Origin of the sequence: Chryseobacterium sp. SN22 (genome assembly GCF_008329705.1) — a bacterium.
Classification (GTDB): domain Bacteria; phylum Bacteroidota; class Bacteroidia; order Flavobacteriales; family Weeksellaceae; genus Chryseobacterium.
The window spans coordinates 23546-40017 of record NZ_VTSX01000024.1; the positions used below are offsets into that span (position 1 = coordinate 23546).

At 44.9% G+C, this 16472-nt stretch carries 8 protein-coding genes; all 8 read right to left on the minus strand.

From position 1 onward, the window contains the following. Nucleotides 1-9: 9 nt before the first annotated feature. A complete protein-coding gene (locus FY557_RS15860) occupies nt 10-2112 on the minus strand; it encodes a bifunctional aldolase/short-chain dehydrogenase (RefSeq protein ID WP_149248223.1) in 2103 nt (700 codons plus the stop codon). A gap of 195 nt (nt 2113-2307) precedes the next feature. Further along, nucleotides 2308-4377: a RagB/SusD family nutrient uptake outer membrane protein gene (locus FY557_RS15865; RefSeq protein ID WP_149248224.1), complete on the minus strand. Its 2070-nt coding sequence runs from the start codon at nt 4375-4377 to the stop codon at nt 2308-2310. 18 nt (nt 4378-4395) lie between these two features. Next, nucleotides 4396-7437, minus strand: a complete 3042-nt coding sequence (locus FY557_RS15870; RefSeq protein WP_149248225.1) for a SusC/RagA family TonB-linked outer membrane protein — start codon at nt 7435-7437, stop codon at nt 4396-4398. 334 nt (nt 7438-7771) lie between these two features. Further along, complete coding sequence (gene rhaT, locus FY557_RS15875; protein ID WP_149248226.1) at nt 7772-8860, minus strand: L-rhamnose/proton symporter RhaT; 1089 nt, start codon at nt 8858-8860, stop codon at nt 7772-7774. A gap of 302 nt (nt 8861-9162) precedes the next feature. Next, entirely contained in the window at nt 9163-10323 is a 1161-nt protein-coding gene (locus FY557_RS15880; protein ID WP_228451808.1) for a glycoside hydrolase family 88 protein, read from the minus strand. 13 nt (nt 10324-10336) lie between these two features. Then, entirely contained in the window at nt 10337-12223 is a 1887-nt protein-coding gene (locus FY557_RS15885; protein ID WP_149248227.1) for a rhamnogalacturonan lyase, read from the minus strand. 460 nt (nt 12224-12683) lie between these two features. Further along, nucleotides 12684-13487, minus strand: a complete 804-nt coding sequence (locus tag FY557_RS15890; protein ID WP_149248228.1) for a DUF4350 domain-containing protein — start codon at nt 13485-13487, stop codon at nt 12684-12686. Between the two features lie 151 nt (nt 13488-13638). Then, nucleotides 13639-16413, minus strand: a complete 2775-nt coding sequence (locus FY557_RS15895; protein WP_149248229.1) for a glycosyl hydrolase — start codon at nt 16411-16413, stop codon at nt 13639-13641. Nucleotides 16414-16472: the final 59 nt, after the last annotated feature.

A 16472-nucleotide genomic window follows, 5' to 3' on the forward strand; every position in this document is an offset into this window, starting at 1 on the left:
TCGTCCCGCTTATCTTGGGAATGCATTGGCCATTCCGCCGTCTACATTGATGATATTTCCCGTACTTTTATCCAAGATGGCTACACAGGCAAATACACCGTTAGCAATGTCTTCAGGAAGAATAATTTCGTTCAACAAATTTCTTTTGGCGTAAAAAGCCGGCAATTCTTCTACGGAAATCCCGTTGGCTTTGGCACGGCCTTCCGCCCATTCGCCTTCCCAGATCTTGCTTCCCACAATCACTCCGTCCGGGTTTACTACATTCACACGGATTTTATTGGAAGCCAGTTCTGCAGCCAGCAGCCGGGTCATGTGTTGCTGCGCTGCTTTTGCGGTTCCATAAGCGACGTTGTTCGGTCCTGCAACCAATCCGTTTTTGCTGGCAATGTTTACGATATCGCCACCCAGATTCTGTTTTTTCATAATTTCCGTTCCAATTTTGGACATCAGGAACTGCCCCTTTACCAGCACATCTTCCAGTAAGTCCCAATCCTGTAAAGTAGTATCTTCCAACGATTTGGAAATAGCCAATCCTGCAGAATGCACAATGATGTCTATTCCACCGAAAGCCAGCACCGCTTCTTTAAACGCTTTTTCGATGGCTTCGTCACTGGTAACATCACACTGAACGGCAATTGCCTGGTCTTTATTGTATTTCATGGCTGCAGATTCCACCGCTTGGGTACTAAGGTCGGTATATACGACGACAGCGCCTTCGGCAATCATCTTCTCGGCAATCGCCTGCCCGATTCCGCCTCCGGCGCCCGTAACGATGGCAATCTTTCTGGAGAGCGGCTTTTCTTTCGGCATTCTCTGAAGTTTGGCTTCTTCCAATAACCAATATTCGATGTCGAATGCTTCCTGTCTCGGTAACGAGGTGTATTCGGAAATGGCTTCTGCCCCAAGCATGACGTTGATGGCATTTACATAAAATTCGCTGGCAACACGCGTAGTCTGTTTATCTTTTGAGAAACTGAACATCCCCACTCCCGGATAAATAATGATCACCGGATTTGGGTCCCGCATGGCGGGGCTGTCTGGATGCCTGCAAGTCTCGTAATAGTCTTTATATTCCTTTCTATATTGTTCGAAAAGAGGATTTAGTTTATCTAAAACCGCTTTAGAATCGCTTAAATTTTCATTTTTATCTAAAGTAAGCACCAGCGGCTGAATTTTAGTTCGTAAAAAATGATCCGGACATGACGTTCCAAGCGGTGCCAGCCTTTCCAAATCATGGCTGTTGATAAATTGCAGAACGGCCTCGCTGTCGGTAAAGTGCCCTACCATTCTGCTTTCCGAAGAAGCCAGGCCTCTCAATACAGGCATGATCTGCGCAGCTTTGCTTCTGCGTTCTTCCGCAGAAAGGGACTCTATCTTCTGTCCGCCGAAAACCTCTCCTTTTTCCTCTATTTTCCGGGCGATATATTCGGAAGCCGTTTCAATCACTTCCAGGCTGTTCAGATAGCATTCATAAGAAGTTTCGCCCCAGGTAAAAAGCCCATGGCTTCCCAGCACGATTCCTCTGATTCCGGGATTGTCTGCCAGACATTTCTCCAGCTGTAAGCCTAAATCGAAACCGGGTCTCTGCCACGGTACCCAGCCCATCGTATCGCCCCAGATTTCTCTGGTAACGGCTTCGCTGTCTTTTGCTGCCGCCACGGCAATCAGGGCATCAGGGTGAAGGTGGTCGATATGTTTAAAGGGAAGAAGGCCGTGAAGCGGCGTATCAATGGAAGGTGCTTTGCTGTCGAGGTCATAAATGCAATGATTGAACAGGCCCACCATGCGATCCTCATCTTCCAGTCCTCCGTATACATTTTTAAGATTCCTCAACCTTTCGGTGTACAGGCCTGCAATTCCTTTTCTCGTCAGGGTTCCGATGTCTCCTCCCGAGCCTTTTACCCACATCACCTCAACGTCTTGATTGGTAAGCGGATCTTTTTCGATGGTCTTGCAGCTGGTATTGCCACCTCCGTAGTTGGTGATTCGGAGATCTGCGCCCAGGATGTTGGACCGGTACAGGAATAAAGCAACCTGATCGTCACCCAAAGCGGCTGCCTTTTTTTCATCCCATAAATAATTTACATATCTGAATGTCTTTACTTTTTCCATTGTCGGTTTTCTGTTTCTAAATTTTTACCCAAAATTAGACTGTTCTGATTTCTGCGGCATCCCGTACTATACTGCCGGATGCTTCATTTAAAGATAAATTAATGTTGCTCTGGTATTTCATTCATCTTACATCAGATGATAACAGCCTGATCAGTGGGGGTATCATGAATATTCTGTGATCTGATGTGTTTAAATTTAATATCCGGGCAATTGCGTCAGGTTAGGATTATCGATCATCGGATGGCCTGCGGAAGCTGCGGCAAAAGGAAGCAGTTCCGTTTTGTTTGGCTTAAAGCCGAAAAACAGCCCGTCGCTATCCGATTCGATCCAGCTTGGGTAAGTTCCGTTGTTTTCAGCATACCCGAATGGCTTGGAATACATGCTGCTTCCCATTTGCAAGGTATTAAAGCCGGCCTTGAATCCGACCGCTTTCCTTGCGTTACCGTTAAACGTGCTTGTATAAGCCTGGAACATCTGGGTAGGATACCATTTGTCTTCGGCCTGGTAAGCGACACCATGGGCTGTTACGATTGTTGCCAGTGTCGCCTGGTACGCTGCATAGTTTGCCGGATTGGTCGGTACATTCTGGATGGCCGCGATCTCTGCAGGACTGGTAATATCAATATAGGGCAAGGCCAGAAACGGATCACCGTAGACCTGGGCATTCTTATGAAATTTATACAGCCTGTAAGTGGCGATACTGGCGTATTTTCCGATTCTTTTGGTAAGGTCTTTCATATCCTGCCGGGTGGCATTGATTTCAGTGGTCAGACTGTTGGTCCTGATAAGATCTGTACGGAGATTGAATTCGCCTGCAAATTCCCATTTCCTTTCCTGTACGATTGCCTGAAGAAAATCGTTCTGTCCGGCAGGAATAGGCATCGACCCGATACCGGCTCTCGTGCGGACGGCCATCAGCGCGGCATTGGCAGCGGCTGTGGGACCATTATTCAGGTAGTTCTGGGTTTCTGCATACATCAGCAGTACATCAGCATATCTTAAAATCGGAATATTGAGGTTTCTGTCACTGGCTGCCTGAGGTTCGACACACCAGGAAAGCCTGAATTTCCCGGGCATAATGGCAGAGTACGGGGTGCCCACGTCAACCCATGTATCGGAAGCGGCACCGGTATCCAGAAAATAGATGCTGTATGAAGTGCAGGATACATCCCTGCGGGTATCGCTGCTGTTAAAGGAAAGATAATACGAAGGGAGCATAAACTGCTGTGCAGAACGGGAGCCATAGACGCCTCCACGGGATCCAGGATGCGCATACACCTGGAACGCGGAATTGGTATTTTGACCGTAAGAAGCAATATGCCAAAGCATCTCGGAGTTTACCGTTCCATAGTTTCTTCGGCAGAAATTGAACCACAAAGCTTCGAAACCGCTTTTCCCGCCCTGGCTCTGCACCAGGCTTTTGGTCCCGCCATTGATGATGGCTGCACAGGCATTGTCTGCGATCTGATAAAGTTCCTTTACCCGGTTAATATCTCCACGGCGCGATACGATGCCCGGATTTGAGGTATTGAGTTCCCAACGCAGAGAATATCCGGCTGCATATAATGCAATTCTGGCCAAAAGTGCGTTGATGCCTTCTTTTGACAATCTTTCGGTAGTCCCGAAACCGCTTTGTGACAGCGAAGGTACGGTAGCGACAGCTTCCTGCAGGTCACCTACGATCCGGTCATAAATCACATCGCGGGAAGCCCGCTTGGGATAAAACGTATTCGGGTCATTGGGATCCAGGGATTCCAAAGGTTCCCAGACGGCCGGTACGTCTCCGTAGATCCTGATGAGGTTATAATAACAAAAAGCACGGATCGCTTTTACCTCACCCATTAAGGCATCGCGTTTGGCACTGGCCGGCATTCCGGATAATTTGCTGGCTGCGATATTGGTACGTTCGATAACCGCATACATGGCGGAATAAATCCCCGTTACGGTAAACGGCGTATAGGCATCATAATTGTAATTGGCAATATTGTATTTGGAATTGTTCAGGGCTTCATTGGAATGAACCACCGTGTCACCGGCTCCGAGCTGGTAAAACATTTCGGTGGGGATCAGGCCCCTGTAACAGCCCAGGACAAACATCTCCGCCGTCTGAAGATTGTCGAAAACCGTATCGGCATCCGCATTATTATAAGACGGCTGATCCAGAAAATCATCACTACAGGAGTTGGAAGCCAGAACAGCAAGAAAAAGAGAGGAAAATACAGCCGCTTTCCTGATAAACTTTTGTTGATTGAATATATTTTTCATTTCAGATTCAGTTAAAAATTAAAAAGTTAAATTAATACCGAGCACATAGCTTCTTGATCTCGGAAATGTGGAACTGTCGTATCCCGGCGTTACCGCGACACCGCTGGCAGCTGAAACCTCGGGATCATAGCCTGAATATCCTGTAATTGTCGCCAGATTGTTAACCGTGAAATAGATCCTGGCACTGGTGACCATAATGTCTTTCAGATAGTTTTTCGGCAACGAATATCCTAAGGTTAGCTGTGCAATCCGAAGATATGAGCCGTCTTCCACATAATAGGATGAAGGATAGGTAATGGCCTGTGTATTGGTGTTGCTTAAACTCCAGAGTCGGGAATCCTCATCCGGATTGAGCTCTTTTAACCGGACAAGGTTGTTGGTCTGCTGACCGGTATTGGGATCGATCAGATGGTAAAAATTATTCCCGAATTCGGACGGGACATTCTGAAACAGGGAATACGGGCTCAAACTGTGTTTTGTCGCGTTATAGATATCCCCTCCGACGCTGAATTTCATGAAAATAGCCAGATCGAACCCCTTATATGCAAAATTATTGCTGATCCCTCCGATAAAATCGGGTGTCGCATCTCCGATCTTTACCATTTTCCTGGTAAACTGATCTCCTGCCGCATTGTCTGCCGCGAATTTAATGTCACCCGGTTTCGGGGTTCCCGTCGCCGGCTTTACGACGCCGTCTTTCAGGCTCAGTGTTCCGTTTGCATTCTGGATGAAATCATCGGTGGTATAAATTCCCTGGTAAACGTATCCGTACATTTCTCCCAACTGCTCCCCTACCCTTGCATAATAGGTAACTGCACCGGCCCTGTTGCTGCCGACACTGAAGGTTCTGAAATCCTGCCCTTTTTCAAGGGAAAGCACCTTAGACCTGTTATGCCCGACGTTCAGGTCGGTGGTCCATCTGAAGTTGTCCGACCGCAGGTTGATCGTATTCAATGTGAATTCAACACCCCGGTTTCTCATATTTCCGATGTTCTGGTACTGCCTGGCATACCCGGAAGAAACCGGAAGAACCGCCTGAAGCAGCATGCCGCTGACATTGTTGTTGTACCATTCGCCGGTCAGCCTGATCCTGTTGCTGAACAGGGCGATGTCAGCTCCTATATTGGTAGACTTGAGTTCTTCCCACTTTAAATTGGGATTTCCAAGGTTGGTGCTCGTTACATAAGCCGGAGTTCCCGGGGTATTATTGATCGGATAATCCGTAATCGAGTACGTCGTGGTAAACAGATTGTTGCCGATGTCATTATTTCCGGTGATCCCGTATTCAAATCTGAGTTTAAAATCGTTGATGATGTTTTTAATTTTGGAGGCCTGCCAGAAGCTTTCCTGCGATGTTCTCCAGGCAGCAGCTACCGATGGGAACGTTCCCCATTTATTATTTTTCCCGAATTTTGATGAGCCGTCCTGTCTGATGGTGGCCGTCAGAAGATACCGGTCATCATAATTATAGGTTACTCTTCCGAAGTATGACATTAAGCTGGTGCTGCTTCGATCCACGGATTTATCAGAAACGGTTGCCGTACTGATATCATTGAGCCCGAAATTCGGAAAAGGAAACTTAATCAGCGTCAATGCATTGTTTTCCGACTGAGAATAAACGGCTTCCTGACCGATCAGCGCATTCAGCTTATGCTTATCCCTAAAGGTATTGGTATAGGTAACCGTATTCGTGATCTGGTATCCGTAAGATTCATTATTCCCTATTTTCCCGTTAATTCCTGTAGTCGTAGGATCGGTAAGGTAAGCCCTGGAGTTTTCATCAGAAAAAGCCATGGATTTGCTGTTTCTCCAGTTGTACTGGCCTGCCGTTCTGAAGGTGAAGTTTTTTAAAAAATCGATTTCCAGTCCGGCATTGGCTACGAAATTTCTTGACCGTAGATTCGAAGTGGACGCATTGGTTTCAATGAAAGGGTTCTCGGTGTCATATCCTGGTTCCAGCGCAGAAAAATCACCGTAAGTCTGGGTATTATAAAGCTCATCCAGTGTAAAACGCGTTCCTCCTGTAATTGGCTGCAGCAGAATTTTCTTCATTCCGGAGTAAGCGCCGCCGCCATTGAGGGAATTGGAATTGAACATTGAATTGAAATCTACCCTTACGCCTTTATACAGCTGGGAATTGACATTTACCCGGAGAGAGTTTCTTGTTTCACTGAAATTGTCCAGCAAGCCGTTCTGTTTGTTATAATTATAGCTTACAAAAGCCTGGGTTTTATCCGTCCCTACGGAAAAGTTGAAATTGTGGTTTTGTGTTACGCCGGTACCGCCCAGCATCTTCTCCTGCCAGTCCAGCGTCGGGGCGTTGGCATATCGGTTATTGATCCTGCTGTAGACGCCCGTGTAAAAACCCGGTGAGTCCGCAGATAAATTATCATCGAAGATGCTGCTCCATTGCGGTGCGCGTCCCGCAAGCTGGGCCAGTTCATACTGGTATTTTACATAAGAACCTGCATCCGACAGCATGTCCAGCTTTTTGGAAAGCACATCAAATGACATGAAAGAGTTATAATTGACGGTTGTTCTGCCTTTCTTTCCGCTTTTCGTTTTGATGACGATAATCCCGTTGGAACCACGGGCACCGTAGATGGCAATGGCCGAAGCGCCTTTCAATACATCAATACTTTCGATATCATTAGGGTTGATAATATTCAATGCATTGTCAAGCTGGAAACCGTCTACGATATACAACGGCTCTGTTCCCTGGGTGATGGAAGCACCGCCCCGAATCGTTACATTAGCCCCTGCTCCCGGAGCACCGCCAGCCGTTACGATATTTAATCCGGCAGCCCTTCCCTGTAACGCCTGTAAAGCATTCATGGCCGGTGTCGCCGACAATTCTTTTGCTGAAACTGAGGATACCGATCCTGTAAGATCGGATTTCTTCACTTTTCCGTACCCGATCACTACCACTTCCTCGATCTCCTTGGTGTTTACTTTCGCCGTATCACGTGCCGTTTTCTGGCCCCAGAATAAACCTGACGAAAGAAAAAATGCCGGAAATACGATTCGGGTAATATCCTTGTGTTTAATGATTAAAGACATATATTAATTTTAATTTATATTACTTTACTGTAGCCAAAGTACACCGTTACAAAAATTTCGGCATCCTGTCTTATCCTGTATACCGATCTTCATTATTTTCCCTTATTTATTGCATATTGTGGTCTTAAAAACAAAAAAAAGTGATTATGTGACGATATATTGCGGTATAAGCTTTAGAATATAAAAACCGGGATATCAGAATCCAATACCGATTTCTGATACGCTTTCATGTAGTAAAAAAGGCAGCCGAAAAAATCAGTGCCTTTAGGAAGCCTTTCCAGGCTCAGAAACTATATGAATGTGATAAAAACAGCTGGTGACAGTTAAAAAAAATCTAACGTAATGAGTTTCCGTAGCCCACAATCAAAATGGATATAAACATTACGATCATTCCCATAACAATGGTAGAAATTGTTTTTTTGGAAACCCCTTTCCATTCTTTGATGATCACGCCCCAAAGATTGGCAATTAAAATAATAAATGCCATGTGGAGGATCCATGAGCTCGGGCCGTTCCCCATTTTACTCTCTCCCATCCCGTAGAAAAAAAACTGCAGAAACCACATCGTCCCTGCCAAAGCACAGAATATGATATTTTTTGCAACAGGAACATCCTGCCTGGTATAATCGGTATAGGATTTATTTTTAATTGAGAGAAAGAGACAGCCCATAAGATTGGAAGCCATCCCTCCCCAGAGAACGACGATGTAGGTTACATTATTCTGGAAAAGAAATTCTCCCTGTCCGGGATGAGCGGTTTTCCAGGCTTCATTTGCAACATGGGCCATCGGTTTTCCTGCTTCCAGCCCAAAGTTAAAACAGGCACTCAGGATTCCGGAAATAATCGCAACGGTAAGCCCGAGACCGAATTTATATTCCGTTTTTACCGGTATTCCGTGAGGATCTGCAGATTCATGCTGGAGCTCCTTATCTTTCATCACGCCTGCTTTTCCGCTAATAATAATTCCGATGATACATACGAAAAGCCCGAGAAGGACCATCTGCCCCCAGGAACTTGAAAACATCAATCCAATCGAATCTTTTCCGGTCTGGGGCGAAAATTCGTAGAAAACGGAGGGTACGAGCGATCCGATAACCATCGTCAGCCCCAGCATAATGCTGCTTCCCAGGGCAACGCCCAGATAGCGGACGCCCAGGCCGTACATGAAGCCGCCGATTCCCCAGAGCGCGCCGAATAAAAATGTGAAGCCTAAAATTGATGAACTTTCATTCCGGATGATGGTCCAGAAATCAGGAATTGTAAGAAAAGCGGCCAGCGGCGGAACGATAATCCAGGAAAAAACGCCTCCGATCAGCCAGAATGTTTCCCACTTCCACCCTTTTACTTTTTTATAGGGTAAATAAAAACTTCCGGAAGAAAACCCTCCTAAAAAGTGGAAAATAACTCCTAATAATGCATTCATAATTTTATCTTAAGGATTGAATCTGAAAATTAACAAGATGCAACCGATTGCGCATCTTGTACTGTCATGTCTGACCTTTTGAAAAATAAGAAATTTTATATTGTCTCAAAAAGATTATTTAAAATCCTGCTACCAATGCAGTTAGAACATTTTACCATCCGGATACGGCATCGCACTTTAACGAAAACCTGTGATCATCCCGGCTTTTTCCTGTTCCGAGAAAAAAAATCTGACAGGTTTTGAAGCCTGCCAGATTTAAATATTTATGAAATCAGGTATTCTCTGTTCCTCTATCTGATCCCCTAATTCAGCTTATAGACCTCACTTGCTGCAAGCAGCAGACATCCCAAGCCATAATCTTCAAAATCCGGCTCTTTACCGGCAGAAAGCGGCTGGCCATCCTTCGGTTCTTTTCCGGTACCCTGAACCCAACCCAGAAATCCGTTCGGCTGTACGGAATCTCTTACAATCGCATTCCAGGCCCGGATTAAAACAGGCAAATAGGTTTTCCGGTCAATCAGCTTATTATTGATCCCATACGCCATCCCGTAGACAAACAATGCAGTCCCGGTCATTTCCTTACCACCGAAATTCGTGGGATCATGAAGGCTTACATTCCAGAAACCGTCTTCACGCTGAACCGGAACCAATGCCGCCAACAGATCTTTATAATCCTTTAGATATTCCTGATAATGAGGATCAGATTTCGGTGTATCGTGAAGTGTTTTGGCCAAAGCTGCCACTACCCAGCCGTTTCCACGGCTCCAATAGCAATCTTCGCCATTCGGTTCCTTGTAAGGCGGAACAAAACTCTTGTCTCTCCACCAGATCTTATCAGCCTGATTGTACAAACCGTTTCCGCCGTGCCTGTATTTGGTGAAAGCATACATTTCGTAATTTCTGTCAAAATACTTTTGCTCACCGGTAATTCTTCCTAATTTCGTAAAAATCGGCATCGACATCTGAAGCGCATCAATCCACCACCAATCGTCAACTTTGTTCGTCGCAATCATGCTGTCCATAGCCGCCTTCACGTTTCTGATTCTTTCGGGATTTTTTCTTCCATCGATTTCATACAAGTCAATGTAGGTCTGTCCACAAGCCTGATGGTCGGCATTTCGGGTATAGGTACCGCGCTGCAGCTCCCAGTTGTGGCTGTCTGCCCAGGACATCGCATAGTTATAATATTCCTTTTTCGGATCCACGGAATATAAAGCCATCAGACCTTCGTAATATACCGCTCTTGTCCAAAGATTACTCGGCCATACTTTTTTACCGACAATTTCTTTTTTGGTATCGGGCCATTTGTTCATAAAGTATTGATTGGCCCGTCTTGAAACTTCCAGAACCTCCTTTTTGTTGGGAAGTTCTACTTTCGATGCGATGTTTTGCTTCTGAACCGAACAGGAAGTCATTCCCACAATCATCATTGCAAAACAGCCTGTTGTGAATAGTCTTTTCATTTTATATTTAAATTTAATTGTCAATCTTAGGTTTTGCCGTAAAAACATTCGGCTTCGGTATTTCTTTTACCGATTCATCCAGATAATAATCCGTATGCGGAGGCTGATTGTACCCTACATTCTGCCAGACAATACCCAACCGGTATTGCGGATTGTGCATCAAAGTATACAATCTGTGTTTCGTCGGAATGGTGGTGCTGAAAATTCTTAATTCCTGATTATCGGCTGTTCTGTACATCACTTCCTCACGCCAGTCTCCGAATAAATCGGCAACCAGAGCCGGGTTTTTCTTGGTTCCGTTATTTGATTCACACTGGAAATTTTTAGCGTCGAAAAAGACCTCTGACTTTTCCCTTTTCCAGTCCCATTTTGAAACAACGGTACCATCCAGAATTTCACTTAACAAATCGCCGTCCCAATAAATTCCCATATTCACTGCAGGATTTTTATCGCTGATTTTTTCGCCTTTTGCACTGTAAACGCCTTTCAGCCCGGCTCCTGCGGCCCAGCATTCGGAACCGTCATAACGGGGATCGATATTCAGAGACAGGCCTCTTCCCGGTCCCTGGAACTTGCTTGCCTTACTGTAAACGGCAGAAGGCAATTTCCACAGCACTTTTCCGGTTTTCGCATCCCGGAAATGCGCACCCGCATCGTCAAATCTTTCCTGAATATCAAAAATTTCCAGTCCGGGATTCGCCGGATCCAAATCTCCGACGTGCAATGCATCGCCGTGGCCGTAACCTGTACTGTTCAAAACTTTTCCGTCATCATCAACCGTCATTGCCCCGAAAACAATCTCGTCTTTTCCGTCATTATCGACGTCTGCAATGCTCAGATTATGATTTCCCTGCCCGCGGTATTTTTTATTTTCCTCTGAACTTTCGGTATCGAAAAGCCAGCGAAGGCTTAGCTTTTTATCTTTAAAATCCCAGGCTGCCATCGCCGTTCTGGTATAGTAGCCTCTCGACATAATTACGCTTGGCGCTTTTCCGTCCAGGTAAGCAACGGCTCCCAAGAACCGGTCGATGCGGTTTCCTTTGGCATCGCCCCAGGTTTCAGTCATCTGTTCAGCAGTCGGATGTAAACTGCCTGAAAACCTCGGAACCTGATAATTGACGGTGTGAATTTCCGCACCGGTCTGCCCGTCAAACACCGTCAGGAATTCCGGTCCCGAAAGGATCATCCCGTTTTCGTTAACGTAATTTTTGGTCGGGTCACCAATGAATTTTCCTTTCCCATCCTGGGTTCCGTCGGCAGTTTTCATTACGATTTCCGCTTTTCCGTCCCGGTCTAGATCGTACACCAAAAACTGGGTATAATGCGCACCTTCCCTGATGTTTCTGCCTAAATTGATTTCCCACAAAAATGTTCCGTCCGTTTTGTAAGCCTGAATAACCGGTGGGTCTGTTTCTCCTTTCTGGCTGTTATCTTTCGAGCGTCCCGTCTGATGCAGAATAATTTCGTATGTTCCGTCACCATCCAGATCGGCCACTGAGGCGTCATTCGGGGTATAACCTTCCGGTGTTTTCAGCGGAATTGACCAATACGGCTTCTGATTGGCAGTGTACTTCGCAAAATCCCGGTCAATCTCCTGATGCTGCGTATTTGATTTGACGAAATACGTATAGTTTTTTCCTTGGTCAGCGGTTTTATCTAAAAAATGAGTTTCGTGAAGCAAAGGTTTTCCGTTCAGCTTTCTGGTCTGATTATTTTCGGTGCGATACAGATCAAAATGCGTATTCTGAGCTTCCGTCCCCAGCAGTCGCCAACTTACAAAAACACCTGCATCTGCGGGAATAGCAACGATTCCTCTTTTCAGGTATTCCATCTGTCTCTGGGCAGAAAACGGCTGTGACAGAAATATGGCTGATGTAATGAATAGGTATCTGATTTTCATAATTCTAATTATCAATTTGTAAGGATAATCACTTTTATACTGACTATCAGTTCTTTGTCCTGAAACAAAAGAACCAAAAATTCAAGACTTGGAAACCCACCTGAAATTTTAAATGAATTCCTAAAATTTCCAAACTCGGACGGAAAAATGACCGGATTTCTAAATAACATGTTCTGCCGCCGCTCAAACACTGGAAATTTCTTAACGGAATTTCCTTAATTTTTTAATGCCTCCGTTTCCGATGTCATGATAAATATAATAACCCGATTGCATTTATTTAAAACACATTGAATAAAGAGACAGCTTATTGCTGAATAATTTAACCGTTAAATCTCTTGCAGCCCGACCTTAGTGGAGCTCTTTTTGCCGGAGCAAAGCGGAGGCAAAAAAGCGGGAACGGAGGGCGGATAAGCTGCCCAAATAAATATGAGATCCCACTTCAATCGATTGCACAGATTATTTATTTTTTATCAACCTGCTTCAGCAACCACTTCACCCACTCTTCTGTTCCCTGAGCATTGGTGAAATCTGCCGGAAGTTTTTTGCCGTCGATGTATTCATTGTAGCACCACGGATCACCCAATGCGAAAACGGTACCCCTGCCGACTTTTGCAATTGCTCCGATGTTTTTGCCTTCTGCCGTCAAGATGGCTTTGGCAGGTGCTTTTACATCCATGGAGCTTATCTCTTTCATATATAATTTCTGTACGGAGAACACTTCGTTTCCGGCCGGAACCATTACTTTGCCCTGCTCAAATTCTCTTTTCTGAACCCGGTTATAACTGTCATCATTGAAATGAATCCCGAATTCTCCCGCCAATTGGTTGAAATGCTCAAACTCAGAATTGCCGTTGTCATTGCTCATCAAGACTAAAACGCCGCCTTTTTTCACCCAATCCACCAAATTCCTGATAGAACCGGCGTCCATAAGGTTGGCTTTTCCTCCATACGCTTCTTTATCGGTATCGGGGTCAACGATAATATAGAGGTTGGCTTTTTTCAAATCTCTTTTGGAAGGCGCTGTCGTCAACGTGCTGATCTCTGCGCCCTGTTTCTGAAAGATTCCGCCCAATAAAGAAAAGCCGCCGTTGGAAGTGTCATTCCAGGTGTAATGCCACGGTTCCAAAGCTTTGGTTTCTTTATTTTCCTTTTTTTCGTTGTTGAAGAAATTATCCAAAACGACTTTCGGTTTATCCTGGGCAGTGGAAATCCCAAATGTAAGGAGACTTCCCAATGCTACTGTTTTTACGATGACTTGTTTCATAAATTTACTGATGTTTAATTTAACCTGTTTTTTATAATTTAAAAGCAAAGCCCGCAAAGTTTTTCTCTAACGGCGTACCGTTTTTTAAGTTCGCAGATGCGTAAACTCAGCTAAGCATGCGAAGGCTGTTAATTGCAGGCTATCATTACATTTATTTTGAAAAATATAAAGGAATCAATTGAATCTGCCCAGCCAGACCTGACGGTTGCACTTTCCAATCAGACGCATCAAACGGTTTATAATCAATATTGACAAAGTTGATTTCATGGTAATTCCGCCACGGGATTTTGTTCCGGTCCATATAACGGATCCGGTTGGCCATCAGGTTGGAAACTTCAATCTGAATGGTATTTTTTCCTTTTTTCAGGTATTTTCCGACATTGACTTCAAACGGAAGGCTCCACACCATTCCTGCATCCCGGCCGTTGATGATGACTTTGGCACTTTCGTATAATCGATCGAATTTCAGTACAAAATCGTCGGCTTTGCTTTTCTTTAATTTAAATGAAGACGTATAAATTCCCGTTCCCGAAAAACTTTGCGTGGAAGCATCCTCTGTAAAATCCGTCCAGGGCTGAAGTTCGCTTAAAGTTCTTGATTCCGGAAGTTCGGGACCGCCTTCTTTAAAAGTCAGCTGCCAGGGCCGGCTGAGAACAACCGGAGCATCGGTTTTTTCAGTATATTTCCATTTTGAAATGGATCTGTCCGCATCTTCAGACGTTTTGATAATTATGGATTCTCCTGATTTCAACTGAACTCTGATTGAACCGTCCTGCGTTTCGGCAGTACCGGAATTGCCGTTTTCAGGATTCATCAGTACCACCTGTTTTCCAATAAAATTCAAAGGAATATTCTGATTGATTTCTTTCGGACTGTGATTGACGAGGTAATAATATTTTCCGCCACTGTATTTCCTCCGTACAAATTTCAATCCGGTATCGGATAATTTTTCTCTTTCAATTTTTAAAAACGCCAACCCTTTTTCAACATCTGAACCCAATACAATTTTTCCTTTTCCGAAAATGGCTGATTTTACATTTCCGTCCTGCTGAAAAGGAATTTGGCTCCACAAAGACTGTAACTCATTTCTTCTTTTTTCCACCTCAAAATTTCCGGGAACATCTTTCGGCCCGCTTTGAAAAATAACAGAAGCGCCCTGCTCAGCCAGATGTAAAATATTTTTCAACGTAGATTCAGGCAGATAATCCAGCTTTGGAACAATCAATACTTTATAAGAACCTCCGTCTTTCGATATCTGAATTTTCTGATGATCAAGCTGTGCTGCGCCAATCATTTTATCCGAAATCATATCCAGGGAATAGCCGGATTTGCCTAATCTTTCAAGATTTTCATAAAATGCGGTCGGATGCAGCCACTTTTCGGTGTTGTGAATTTTGAATGCCATATCTTTCCCTTTCGGGCTCGCCCACTGGTCGTACACCGGCCAGTACATCAGGATTTCGTTATCCGGTTTCCCGCTTTGTAAAACGGATTGCGTTCTTGCGATATAGGCATTCAGGCCTTTGATATTCGGCCATAAACTGTTTTCAGGAACAAAATTGGTGGAAGCATAAAACAGCCAGCCCGGAAACTGAACATCAGCCGGCGTATACGTGGTTCCGTGATAAAAGATATGGTTGATTCCCGACAGAAAAATCTGTTCGGCTTCCGGTTTTACCTGTGACCAGGAGGTTTTGAAATGTTCCGTCAGCCAGGTAAAAGATTCGTTGGAAATCAGAGGCTTCCCCATAATATTGGCGGCTGAAGAGGCAAATTTCAGCATATTGATATCAGGGACTTCCTTGGTATTAAGGTCTTCCACATTTCGTTTTAAACCTTTAATATCGAATTTTGTGCTTCCAAAAGTTTCTGATTCCGGAATATCCACGGCTGCATACAGATCCAGCAGGTTCCCCGGCGAACCGTGGGCCTGATTGGTATTTTTCGAGTTTCTGGAATGTGCCCAACCGGTGAAGTTTTCCGTAAAGTTATGGAGAATGAGTTCGCTCATGGTTTCCCGGTAATCCGATTTTATCCTTCCTGCGATTTCACTTTCGTTGTCACTGACGAGATATCTGATATACGGGCTAAGATCATAGCCTCTTCTTTTTTTGAATTCATCCTTAAAACCGGCAGTCCAATCCGCATTGTACACCTCATAACTGTCATTGAAAAACGAACGGATTCCGTAGTCTGAATTTCCAAAAGCCTTATCAAATGTTTTCAGATAATCTTTGGTCGCATCCGGTGAAAAGTGATCCAATGTATAGCCGTCGCCGCCCGGAGCGGCACGTTTCACCTTTTGCAATGTTTTGCCAGCAAAAACGGCATAAACCGTCCATTTTCCTGATACCGGTTTCCAGTTCAGGGAACCGTCAGCAGTAACTTTATCCGTTAGAACAATTGCTTCATTTTTCTCATTGTAAGCAGTGACCATATCGAGTTCCGCCGTTTTTAAACTTTTCTGTTTTCCGTCTTTCAGAACCATCTTTTCGGAAAATTTTTCATCCGGCTGAATGCTATACGTCTGAACAATCATTTTTGTTGCCGCATCCTGTTCGCTGACCTGGGGCCCTCCGACCGGCCAGCCGGTTCCTACGGCCATATCAACACCCATGTTCAGGCTTTTCGCTTTGCCGGCCGTAAACCGGAGCATTCTCATCCATTCCGGAGAAAGGTAATTCAGATACCGGTTTTCAAATCCTTTTGCACCGTAAATCGGGACGATTTCAACGCCTCCGAAACCCGCCTGGGAAAGGGTCGTCAGTTGTTTGTCCAGACCTTTTTCATCCACGGCGCTTCCCATCCACCACCAGCGCGTCCAGGGCTGAGCAGTGTTGGCCGCTTCCGGCCACGGATTCTGTGCGGAGAGATTTCCGAAGACCAGACTGAGAGCGCTGAGTTTTATGATATTTCTGATATTCATCCTTACTTTATTTTATAGTTTTCGGTAAGATTCGCCGTTTCAGGTATTCTTACTCCTAT

Coding starts and splice junctions, on each gene's coding strand:
- FY557_RS15860 (WP_149248223.1), bottom strand. CDS start 2,112: ATGGAAAAAGTAAAGACATTCAGATATGTAAATTATTTATGGGATGAA.
- FY557_RS15895 (WP_149248229.1), bottom strand. CDS start 16,413: ATGAATATCAGAAATATCATAAAACTCAGCGCTCTCAGTCTGGTCTTC.
- FY557_RS15870 (WP_149248225.1), bottom strand. CDS start 7,437: ATGTCTTTAATCATTAAACACAAGGATATTACCCGAATCGTATTTCCG.
- rhaT (WP_149248226.1), bottom strand. CDS start 8,860: ATGAATGCATTATTAGGAGTTATTTTCCACTTTTTAGGAGGGTTTTCT.
- FY557_RS15865 (WP_149248224.1), bottom strand. CDS start 4,377: ATGAAAAATATATTCAATCAACAAAAGTTTATCAGGAAAGCGGCTGTA.
- FY557_RS15880 (WP_228451808.1), bottom strand. CDS start 10,323: ATGAAAAGACTATTCACAACAGGCTGTTTTGCAATGATGATTGTGGGA.
- FY557_RS15890 (WP_149248228.1), bottom strand. CDS start 13,487: ATGAAACAAGTCATCGTAAAAACAGTAGCATTGGGAAGTCTCCTTACA.
- FY557_RS15885 (WP_149248227.1), bottom strand. CDS start 12,223: ATGAAAATCAGATACCTATTCATTACATCAGCCATATTTCTGTCACAG.